10 protein-coding genes are annotated in these 10,569 nt (G+C 69.4%); 8 read left to right on the top strand and 2 right to left on the bottom strand.

Going from position 1 to position 10,569, the window contains the following annotated elements; translation table 11 throughout:
• Nucleotides 1–577: polyprenyl synthetase family protein (locus tag Q0C81_RS09900; RefSeq protein WP_291837011.1), on the top strand; the 577-nt coding region annotated here is incomplete at its 5' end.
• Between the two features lie 168 nt (nucleotides 578–745).
• The gene (locus Q0C81_RS09905; RefSeq protein ID WP_092312098.1) at nucleotides 746–985 is read left to right on the top strand and encodes an acyl carrier protein; all 240 of its coding nucleotides are present in this window, start codon (nucleotides 746–748) and stop codon (nucleotides 983–985) included.
• Between the two features lie 146 nt (nucleotides 986–1,131).
• On the opposite strand, the gene Q0C81_RS09910 is transcribed toward Q0C81_RS09905, so the two are convergent.
• On the bottom strand, nucleotides 1,132–2,577 hold the full coding sequence (locus Q0C81_RS09910; protein ID WP_291837022.1) for an alpha/beta hydrolase: 1,446 nt from the start codon (nucleotides 2,575–2,577) through the stop codon (nucleotides 1,132–1,134).
• A 110-nt stretch (nucleotides 2,578–2,687) separates the two neighbouring features.
• Here Q0C81_RS09910 and Q0C81_RS09915 point away from each other — a divergent pair, with 110 nt between their 5' ends.
• Entirely contained in the window at nucleotides 2,688–4,121 is a 1,434-nt protein-coding gene (locus tag Q0C81_RS09915; RefSeq protein ID WP_291837024.1) for a LytTR family transcriptional regulator DNA-binding domain-containing protein, read from the top strand.
• A gap of 21 nt (nucleotides 4,122–4,142) precedes the next feature.
• On the opposite strand, the gene Q0C81_RS09920 is transcribed toward Q0C81_RS09915, so the two are convergent.
• Entirely contained in the window at nucleotides 4,143–5,621 is a 1,479-nt protein-coding gene (locus Q0C81_RS09920) for a S41 family peptidase (RefSeq protein WP_291837026.1), read from the bottom strand.
• A gap of 182 nt (nucleotides 5,622–5,803) precedes the next feature.
• On the opposite strand from Q0C81_RS09920, the gene Q0C81_RS09925 reads away from it, so the two are divergent.
• From Q0C81_RS09925 to gmk, 5 genes are all read left to right on the top strand, one after another.
• Nucleotides 5,804–6,694: a dihydrodipicolinate synthase family protein gene (locus tag Q0C81_RS09925; RefSeq protein WP_291837028.1), complete on the top strand. Its 891-nt coding sequence runs from the start codon at nucleotides 5,804–5,806 to the stop codon at nucleotides 6,692–6,694.
• A 102-nt stretch (nucleotides 6,695–6,796) separates the two neighbouring features.
• A complete protein-coding gene (gene fabF / locus Q0C81_RS09930; RefSeq protein ID WP_291837030.1) occupies nucleotides 6,797–8,077 on the top strand; it encodes a beta-ketoacyl-ACP synthase II in 1,281 nt (426 codons plus the stop codon).
• The gene (mltG, locus tag Q0C81_RS09935; RefSeq protein ID WP_291837032.1) at nucleotides 8,078–9,217 is read left to right on the top strand and encodes an endolytic transglycosylase MltG; all 1,140 of its coding nucleotides are present in this window, start codon (nucleotides 8,078–8,080) and stop codon (nucleotides 9,215–9,217) included. It abuts the gene before it with no gap.
• Between the two features lie 14 nt (nucleotides 9,218–9,231).
• Nucleotides 9,232–10,098 carry a YicC/YloC family endoribonuclease gene (locus Q0C81_RS09940; protein ID WP_291837036.1) on the top strand — a complete coding sequence of 289 codons (867 nt, stop codon included), beginning with the start codon at nucleotides 9,232–9,234 and terminating at the stop codon, nucleotides 10,096–10,098.
• The coding region (gene gmk, locus Q0C81_RS09945; protein ID WP_291837034.1) for a guanylate kinase at nucleotides 10,088–10,569 on the top strand (482 nt) is incomplete at its 3' end. The genes Q0C81_RS09940 and gmk, both read left to right, overlap by 11 nt.

Consider the following 10,569-nt stretch of genomic DNA (forward strand, 5'->3'; position numbering starts at 1 on the left):
CATCCTGGCCCGGGCGTCCAGCGTCATCTCCGAGGGCGAGGTGCTGCAGCTGACCCGCGCCCACGACCTGGGGCTGGATCAGGACACCTATCTGCAGATCATCTCGGCCAAGACCGCCGAACTGTTCGCCGCCGCCGCCGAAGCGGGGGCCGTGGGCGCCGGCGCCGACGAGACGGCGGTCCAGGCCCTGCGCGCCTACGGTCTGAACCTCGGCCTGGCCTTCCAGCTGGCCGACGATGCGCTGGACTACGGCGGCCAGGCCGCGGATCTGGGCAAGAACACTGGGGACGACTTCCGCGAAGGCAAGATCACGCTGCCGGTGGTGCTGGCCGCCGCCCGCACCAAGGGCCACGACGACGGCTTCTGGGAGCGCACCATCAACAAGGGCGAGCGCCACGAGGACGACTTCAAGCGCGCCCGCGAGCTGGTGGTCGGCGCGGGGGCGGTCGGGGCGACCCTGGACGTGGCCTGGGACTACGCCGACCTGGCCAAGGCCGCGCTGGCGCCGTTGGCGGACAGCGAGTGGAAGACCGCGCTGGAGCTGTTGGCTGATTTCGCCGTCAGCCGGGTCGCGTAAGGCTTGTTCCGCACCGCTACGGACTATTTCACCCCGCCACGGCTGTGCTAGAGCGCTGCAACCGGTCGGGGTGAGTCTTCGTTAGAAGGCTTGCGCCGCCGTCGCCGTCGTCATACGGCAAGGATTGAGACAACAGCCGCCATGGCGGCATCAGAAGGCAGAGACACCATGTCCGACACCCTGGAACGCGTCCGTAAGATCGTTATCGACCACCTGGACGCCGATCCGGACAAGGTCACTGAAAAGGCCAGCTTCATCGACGACCTGGGCGCCGACTCGCTCGACAACGTCGAACTGGTCATGGCCTTCGAGGAAGAGTTCGACATCGAGATCCCGGATGACGCCGCCGAGCACATCCAGACCGTTGGCGACGCCGTGAAGTTCATCGACGAGAAGCTGGCGGGCTAAGGCTCACCAGCCGTTTCGTACGGCATCGAAAAGCCGCCGCGACGCTGAAGGGCGTCACGGCGGCTTTTCTGCGTCTGGGCGGACCTGGACGGCCGACCTGACGGCGTTCGCGTATCGCGGCGAACGCCGTCAGGCCGCCATTCGTCTCAGACGACCGGGAAGGTCGGCGGCGCCAGGGTCAGGTGGGTGTCGCTCACCGGCTGCTCACTGAAGAACTTGACCAGCAGGTGCGTCACGTCCGGGTGAGCTTCGAAGACGTTGTGGCCGGCGTTCTCGACCACCACCCGCGTCTTGTTCTGGAACTGGGCGATCACCTCGGCCTGTTCCTCCAGCGGGGTGCGGCCGTCGAGGGCGCCCGCGACCAGAAGGGCCGGAGTCTCGATCCGGATCGAGGCCCGGAAGTCGTCACCCAGGTCAACACCGGGGATGGCGCCCAGCAGGTGCGGCATGGGAATGTTGAAGGCGTCACCCAGAACCGCCGTCTTCGCCTCTTCGGTGATCATCGCCAGGCGGGCGGGCGTGATGCCCGACGCGAGGTCCATCGCCTCCGGCATGCCGGAGATGCTGAAGTAGCGATGGGGCGGCGGGAACAACGGCGCCAGGACGTCGGTCTTCCCGGCGTCGAGCGCCAGGTAGATTTTCGGCAGCATGGTCAGCTGCGGCGGATTGGCGACCAGGGCGGAGGCCATCAGCTGCACCCCGAAGCCGCCCATCTGGACGTCGACCGTGCCGCTTTCGGCGGGCATGGTCACCGTCGCCGGGTCGGCCTCCAGCCGCTCATGCACGCGGCGCATCAGGGCCGGCATGTTCGGGATCGCCGCGCGAACGGCGGGGTCCGTCCCCATCAGGCGATCGACGCGGTCCAGGAACATGTCGATGTGCGCGGGCCGTTTGACGGTCTGGTCCTGACCTTCAAGGCTGGCCAGGGCGACGCGGCCGATCGAGTTCGGATGCCGTTTGAGCACCGACAGGGCCAGGTGGGTGCCGTAGCTGATGCCCCACAGATTGACCTTCTCCGCACCCAGGTGAATGCGCAGGTCCTCGATGTCGTCGGCGTTCTGCTCGGTGTTGTAGCCGGTCATGGCGATGCCGGCGCGGGTCCAATCGATCCAGGCCTTCTGCATCTCCTCGCGGTACCAGGCGGTCATGCCGGCGTGGGTCAGGGCGGGGTAGGGCGTGGTGTTGGCCCGGTCGGGAATGCTGGACGACAGGCCGGTGCCGCGCTGGTCAAAGGCGATGACGTCGGCCACCGCTCTCAGGGCCATGAAGATCGGGAACCGCGGGCCCATCGCGGTGCGCACGCCGGATCCGCCGGGGCCGCCGGCCAGATAGACGATGGGCGCGCCCGGGTTCGGTGAGGTCGAGGGGAAGCGCACATAGCCAAGGCGGATGCGACGCGAACCGGGGATGCGCCGATCCTCGGGCACTTCGAAATAGCCGCGGACGGCGTCGGTCTCTTCGCCGTTTCCGGCCTTGTAGCGGAAGGGGCCGGCGGGCTCCTGCGCATGGGCTTTCCAGGGAAACGCCAGGGCGGGCACGGCGAGGCCTGCGGCGGCGAGGATGGAACGGCGGTTCAGGGATGTGTAGGTCATGACGACGGTTGAAGCAGGGTTTTCGAGCGGCTGGGGCGTGCTTCGGCGAATGGCGCGTCTGCATCGGCGAACGGCAGCGCTCTCCGGCGAATGGCGATAGGGTCCGCGCCATGTGGCGGATTCTCTTCATCGCGATTCTTCTGGCTTCGGTCTCGACGGCGCTGCGGGCCCAGGAACGGCCCGCCCAATTGGCGTGGCAGGCGTGCCGAGGCTCGCCCGGCGTCGCCGCGCCGGTCCTTCAGGACTGTCGGCACGTCGAGGGCGTAATCGACCCGCAGGGGCGGGAGCTCTGGCTTCGCGCGGTCGTGCAGCGGCCGGCGAGTGACGATCCCGTCGCCCTCTATGTCGTCGGCGTCGCCTCCTCGCAGGTCTGGCTCAATGGCCAGACGCTGGGCGCGAATGGACGACCGGGCGATTCCCCCGCGTCGGAGACGGCGGGGCGGTACGAGGCGGCCTTCGCGATCCCCGAACGGATGTGGGTCCCCGGAGACAATGTCGTGACGATCCGCATGTCGTCCTTCCATGGTCTGGTGCGTCTGGACGGCCCCATCGCGGCGATCCTGGTGGCGCCCTATCCCTGGCCGTCTCGCGCGATCCCGCTGGCGATCGCCTTCCTGGCGGCGGGGGCCCTGTTCGCCGCCGCCTTCGGCTTCGGCGTCATCCACATCCTGCGCCGGACAGGGTCCAGCCTGGCGCTGGCGGCCATGGCCGGGGTCGCCGGTCTGCAGGCGATCCTGGAGAGCCTGCGTGTGCTGGTCCCCTACGGCTATCCCGTCCACGGTCTGCGGCTGGTGGGCATCTGGGTTCTGACCGCCGTCTTCGCGGTGCTGCTGGCGACCTATGTGGTGTCGCGCTTCCAGCCCCAGGCGCGGCGCCCGGTGGTCGCGCTGGCGGTGGCGGCGGTGGCGGCGACCTGCTTTGCTCCCGGATTCGACAGTAAGACCGTGCTGGCCCTGATGGCCGGAGTGGTGCTGTCCACCGCGGTAGCCGCTTTCGCCGTCTATCGCCGCATGCCGGGCGCGCGCCTGACCCTGGCCTATCTCGCCGTCTTCCTGGCGATCTGCGCGCTGTTCCCCGGCTGGGTCGTCGACCTGTCCTACTTCCTGTTCGCCGTCGGTCTGGTGCTGACGCTGCTGATGACCGAGGTCGTGCGGCTCGGCCGCGACGATCAGGAGCGCGAGGTCGCCCTGACCCGCGCCGCCGCCCGTCCGAACTGCCTGACGGTGGCGTCCTCACGCGGTGTCGAGCGCGTGCCGCTGGAGGACATCGTGGCCATCGTCGGGGCGGACGACTATGTCGAACTGCGGCTGACGGGCGGCCGGCGGTTGCTGCACGCCGCCCGCCTCGACCGGCTGGAAGAGGACCTGCCGGCCAGCTTCCTGCGGGTCCACCGTTCGGTGATCGCCAACCTGGCCCATGTCCGCGGCTTCGAGCGGGACGGCGGCCGGAGCCGGTTGCTGATGGACGAAAGCACGCCCCTGCCCATCAGCCGAAACCGCCTCCCGAGCGTCCGCGAGGCGCTGGACGAACCTGAATTGCTCTAGGTCGACCAGGCCAGCGGCGCCTCAGTCCTGGCCGGCCAGCTGTGCGATCCAGCGCTCAAGGCCGGCGGTGTCGGTCAGGGCGCCTGTCCAGGCGTGTCGGGGAACGGCGGTCTGGTTATTGGCGCGCGCGCGGTTCCGATAGACCTTCATCGGCACATAGGCGGTGGCGCGTCCGCTGGGCAGCGGCACGTAGCGGATCTCCATGTACAGGGTGTCGGCGGAAGTCTCCTGTCCGACCTGAACCACGCCCAGAGCGGTCAGGGTGTCGACCGCGTCCAGGCAGGCGGAGGCGCAGCCGTAGTCCGTCAGCACATAGACCTTCCCCGCGACCGGGTTCGCGGGCGCCGCTCCACGCTCGGGTTCGGCATCGTCCGCTTCATGGAACAGGGAGCTGCCGGCGGCCATCGCCGCCGACATGCCGTCGATGAGCCGGTTCACATAGGCCAGGGTGTCGGGCTGGCTGCTGAACTGGGTCCGATACTCTTCCAGCTTGGCCAGGTTATCGGGCGAGGCGCGCCAGTCGATGCTGGAGGAGTCCGCGGTGTGCGCGTCGGCGTAATCCGCCCCCCAGATCGTCCGCGCCAGGGTGCTGAGCCAGGTCGAGGATCCGCCGTTGTTGCCGCGCAGGTCGAAGACCAGGACGGGCGCGGCGCGCAGATCGGCGACCCGGGTTTCGGCCTCCGCGAGCAACGCCGTCAGCTTCTGGCCTTCGGGCGTGCGCGGATCGGCGCCGAAATCGCCCAGTTCGATCCAGAGCCCGGCGTCCCATGGCCGGAGCGCCGTGGAGGCCGTGAACCTCTGGCCGCTCGCGGCTGCGATTCCGGCGTCGCGGTCGGCGGGGTCGAGCGGACGCCAGGACAGGGCATGGCGCGTGGTCCGGCCGTTGACGGTGAAGTCGCACCGCTCAGGGCGCCGGACATAGGGGTTGCCCGTATCGACCAGACTCCAGACCGCATGGCTGACCCGCGTTGAGCGCAGGGACCAGCGGCCTGCCTCGCGTCCGATCATTTCCTGGGCGAGTGCCTCGGCCGGGCGGCCGTCGCAGGAGACCAGCACCGCACCGACCGGGGGCGCGGCTGGATCGCGATTGAACGCCACCTCATAGTGATCGCCGCCGGGCGCCGACCGCAGTCCGACCAGGAAACCGGGCCAGTTGATGGGCGCCGGCGCCGGGTTGTCCTTGATGTCCTTCAGGCCCAGATGGCCGTCATTGAAGGCAGCCGCGTACTCGGCCAGCGCGGCGCGCCAGGCGGAATAGCTGTCGGCGGTGCGGGCGCGGTCGAGGGCGAGGGCCAGCCCTTCTTCCAGCGAGGCGTTGAAGGCCGGGTTCTGGTCGTCGACCGGTCCCGGGTGGTTTTCGGCGACCAGGTCGTGGAACGCCTTGGCGTCCTCGCGCAAGGCCTGGCCCCATGAGGCGGGCTCCGTTCCATCCTGGGCCAAGGTCGACTGGGGCGCCGCGAGGCCGAGCCCGAACAGGATGGTTATGATCGCAAGTCGCATGAACGCCCCTCAACTGAGGTCAAAGGGTGAAACGGCGATGGTCGCTGGGCTACTTAACTTTCGGTCATGCCGCGGCGAAGGTGCCCGCCTTCATGACTTCGGCCGTCACAAATCGAAGCCAAGCCTGATTTGAGACTCGCGGCGAACCCGGCTTCACCAGAGCGGCGTTCTGGAGGTGAAACATGGCGTTGTTTTCGGGGCTTTCGGCCTTTCCCATCACACCGATGACGCCGGAGGGCGGCGTCATCGTCCCCGATCTTCAGCGGCTGGTGCGCCGGATCGAGGCGGGCGGGGCCGATTCCATCGGCCTGTTGGGCAGCACGGGGACCTATATGTTCCTCAGCCGCGATGAGCGGCGCCGGGCCGTGGCGGCGGCCGTCGAGGCGGCGGGGTCGGTCCCTGTCATGGTGGGGGTGGGCGCGCTGCGGACGGATGAGGCGGAAGCCGTTGCGCGCGACGCGGCCGCGGAAGGGGCCGCGGGCCTCCTGCTGGCGCCGGTCAGCTACAACCCGCTCACGGAGGAGGAGGTCTTCCAGCATTTCGTCGCCGTGGCCGCGGCCAGCGATCTGCCGCTCTGCATCTACAGCAACCCGGGAACCACGAACTTCACTTTTAGTCCCGAATTCGTCGCGAGACTGACGGCGATTCCCGCGGTGGCCGCCATCAAGCTTCCCCTCCCGTCGTCCCGCGACATGGCGGCGGACCTGGCGGCTTTCCGCCAGGCGGCGCCGGGCCTGTCCGTGGGCTACAGCGGCGACTGGGGGTGCAAGGCAGCGCTGCTGGCGGGAGCGGACTGCTGGTACAGCGTGGCCGCCGGCCTGTTTTCGGAGCCTGTCGCGGCCTTGGCGGCGGCGGCGATGAGGGGCGATCGCGCGGTCGCGGAGCGTTGCGACGCCGACTTCGCCGGCCTGTGGGACCTGTTCCGCGCGCATGGCGGCCTCAGGGTGATGTACGCCGCAGCGAACATGCTGGGGCTCACCGAGGCGCAGCCGCCGCGACCGCTGCTCCCGCTGATGGAGGACGTGAAGAGACGGCTGGCCTCGGCCCTGCCTGCCGGAGCCACCGACGTCTGACGGCGCGCGGCCGCTCCGGTCAACCAATTCCTTCCCCGCCTAGCGGTGCAGCCTTCGCCTCACTATTGTCCTGCGCGAGATTCACTGTGAAGGAACGCAGGAATGCGTCGTGTCGTCGTTACCGGCCTTGGCCTCCTGACCCCGCTCGGCTGGGGTGTAGAGCACACCTGGAAAGGGATCGTGGAAGGCCGGTCCGGCATCGGGCCCATCACGGCGTTCGACACCGAGGGGTACGGCTGCACCATCGCCGGCGAGATTCCGTCGGTGGACGGGCGCGGCGGCGGCGTGGCGGGCGAGCCCGGCGTCTTCGACCATGAGAAGATCATGTCGCCCAAGGATCGCAAGCGGGTCGACGATTTCATCGTCTACGCCATCGCCGCGGCCGACGAGGCGCTGGCCGACGCGAACTGGAAGCCGGAAACCGACGAGCAGAAAGAGCGGACCGGGGTGATGGTCGGCTCGGGCATCGGCGGCCTGGGTCCCATCGCGGACACCGCCATCATCCTGAAGGAACAGGGCCCGCGCCGGGTCAGCCCCTTCTTCATCCCGATGTCGCTGATCAACCTGACCTCGGGCCAGATCTCGATCCGCCACGGACTGAAGGGGCCGAACCAGTCGGTCGTGACGGCCTGCGCCACCGGCGCCCACGCCATCGGCGACGCGGCCCGGATGATCGCGCTGGACGACGCCGACGTGATGGTCGCGGGCGGGGCGGAAAGCTCCATCGTCCCCATCGGCATCGCCGGCTTCCTGGCGTGTAAAGCGCTGTGCACCGCCTTCAACGACACGCCCGAGAAGGCCAGCCGTCCCTACGACAAGGACCACGCCGGCTTCATCATGGGCGAAGGCGCCGGCATCATGGTGCTGGAGGAGTACGAGCACGCCAAGGCGCGCGGCGCGAAGATCTACGCCGAGGTCGTGGGCTACGGCATGAGCGGCGACGCCTATCACATTACAGCCCCGTCCGAGGACGGGGAGGGCGGCCTGCGGGCCATGAAGGCGGCGCTGAAGCGCGCGGGCCTGCAGCCCTCGGACCTCGACTACGTCAACGCCCACGGCACCTCGACCATGGCGGACTGGATCGAGCTGAAGGCCATCGAGGGTCTGGTCGGCGATCACGCCAAGGATCTGGCGGTGTCCTCGACCAAGTCGATGACCGGCCACCTGCTGGGCGCCGCGGGCGCCATCGAGAGCATCTTCTCGGTGCTCGCCATCCGCGACCAGATCGCGCCGCCGACCATCAACCTGGACAATCCGGAGATGGAGACGCCCATCGACCTGGTGCCGCACAAGGGCAAGCCGATGAAAATCGATGTCGCCATGTCCAACAGCTTCGGCTTCGGCGGCACCAACGCCTCGGTCATCTTCAAGAAGGTGTCCTGAGTGTTCCGTCGGGGGGTGGAGAAGGGATCACCGGGCCGCAAGACGGCCTTCCTGGCCGCCTCGGCGACCTTCAGCCTGTTCCTGATCGCGGCCTTGGTGGCGGCGTGGAGCGTCTTCTACGCCCCCGGGCCGACGGCGCGGGAAGGGGATACGACCGTCGTGACCCTGCCCAGCGGGGCCGGGGTCAGCGCCATCGCCGCCAATCTGAAGGCGGCGGGGGTGATCCGCTCGACCGACATGTTCAAGGCCGCCGCCAGCCTGACCGGCGCCGACCGCCGCCTGCGCGCGGGAGAGTATGAGGTGCCGTCCAGGGCCTCGCTGCGCTCGGTCCTGACCCTGCTGGTCTCGGGCAAGGTGGTGCGCCACTACGTGACCCTGCCCGAAGGCTGGAGTTCGGCCCAGGCGGTCGACATCCTGATGCGTCAGCCGATCCTCGACGGCGCCGTGGACGCCGTGCCCGAGGAGGGCAGTCTGTGGCCCGACACCTATGAGGTCTCGCGCGGCGAGACCCGGGCCTCGGTGATCGCGCGCATGCAGCGGGCGCACGACGACAACATGACCCGGCTGTGGGCCACGCGCGGTCCCAACAGCGTGGTCCGCACCCCGGAAGAGGCGTTGATCCTGGCCTCCATCGTCGAGAAGGAGACCGGCGTCGCGGCCGAACGGCCCCGTGTCGCGGCGGTGTTCTCGAACCGTCTGCGAGCCGGCATGCGGCTGGAGAGCGACCCGACCATCGTCTACGGCATCACCAAGGGCCGTCCGCTGGGCCGCGGCCTGCGCCGGTCCGAGATCGACCAGCACACCGACTGGAACACCTACCAGATCGACGGCCTGCCCCCGACGCCCATCGCCAATCCGGGCCGTGACGCCATCGCGGCGGTGCTGAACCCGCCACAGAGCGGCGATCTGTTCTTCGTCGCCGACGGCAGCGGCGGACACGCCTTCGCCCGGACCTATGACGAGCATCTGGCCAATGTCGCCCGCTGGCGCGCCATCGAACGCCGCCGTCAAGGCCTGCCGCCCGAACCGGCGGCGCCCGTCCTGCCGCACGCCACGCCCAACGGCCTGCCTCCGGGCGTCGAGGTCCCGCCCGGCGCCCAGGTGATCCGCGTGCCCCAGCAACCGGCGGCCGCTCAGTGAGCCGCCTTTCCGGCATGACCGGCTTCGGCCGCGCCGATGGGGCGGAGGGGGATTGGAGCTGGTCGGTCGAGGCCCGCTCGGTCAACGGCCGCAATCTGGAGGTCCGCTTCCGCGGCCCCCCGGGCTTCGACAATCTGGAACGTCTGGCCAAGGCTTCGGGTCAGGCGCGCCTCAACCGGGGTCAGGTCACCCTGGGCGTGCAGGCCAAACGGGCCGAGGCCGGCGCCGCCGCGCTGAAGGTCAACGAGGACATCCTGGCCCGCTATCTGCAGCTGGCCAATCAGCTGGCCGAGGACGGCGCCACGCCCCCTTCGGCCGACGGCCTGCTCAGCCTGCGCGGCGTGCTGGAGGCCCCTGAGGAGGCCGACGACGCCGAGGCCCGCACGGCGGTGGAGGCGAAGATCGCCGCCAGCATCGACGCCGCCATCGACGCCCTGAAGCTGTCACGCGAGCGGGAGGGCGAACAGCTCGCTCCGGTCATCACCGGCTTCATCGACCGCATCGAGACCCTCGTCACCGAGGCCGAGACCGAGGCCGGCGCCCAGGTGGCGGCCATCCGCGAGCGGTTCACCCGCCGCATCACCGAACTGGCTCCCGACGCTCCGGGGCTGGAGGACCGCATCTTCCTGGAAGCCGCCGCCCTGGCGACCAAGGCGGACGTGCGCGAGGAGCTGGACCGGCTGGCCGCCCACGTCGCCTCGGCCCGCACCCTGTTGCAGCAACCCCCCGCCGGGCGGAAACTCGACTTCCTGATGCAGGAATTCATGAGGGAGGCGAACACCCTCTGCTCGAAATCGGCTACCACGCCGCTCACCGGAATCGGCCTTGAGCTGAAGGCGGTGATCGAACAGCTCCGCGAACAGGTCCAGAATGTCGAATGAACGTACGCCCCGTCGGGGTGTCCTCCTGATCGTCGCCAGCCCCTCGGGCGCCGGCAAGACGTCGCTCTGCCGCCGGCTGATGGCGGACCACAAGGGTCTGGAGCTGTCGGTCTCGATGACCACGCGCGGCATCCGTCCGGGCGAGGTCGCGGACCGCGACTACCACTTCGTCGACGACGCCGAGTTCCAGCGCCTGATCGACGCCGACGCCTTCCTGGAATGGGCCGACGTCCACGGCGCCCGCTACGGCAGCCCGCGCGGCCCCATCGACCGCGCCCTGGCGGAGGGTCGCGACGTGCTGTTCGACATCGACTGGCAGGGCGCCCGCGACATCGCCGAGAAATGCCCCGGCGACGCCGTCCGCGTCTTCATCCTGCCGCCCAGCCTGGAAGAACTGCGCCGCCGCCTGGTGACCCGCTCGCAGGACGCCGAGGAAGTCATCGAGCGCCGCATCCAGAACGCCAAGGGCGA

This window comes from Brevundimonas sp. (genome assembly GCF_023259385.1).
Lineage (GTDB): Bacteria > Pseudomonadota > Alphaproteobacteria > Caulobacterales > Caulobacteraceae > Brevundimonas.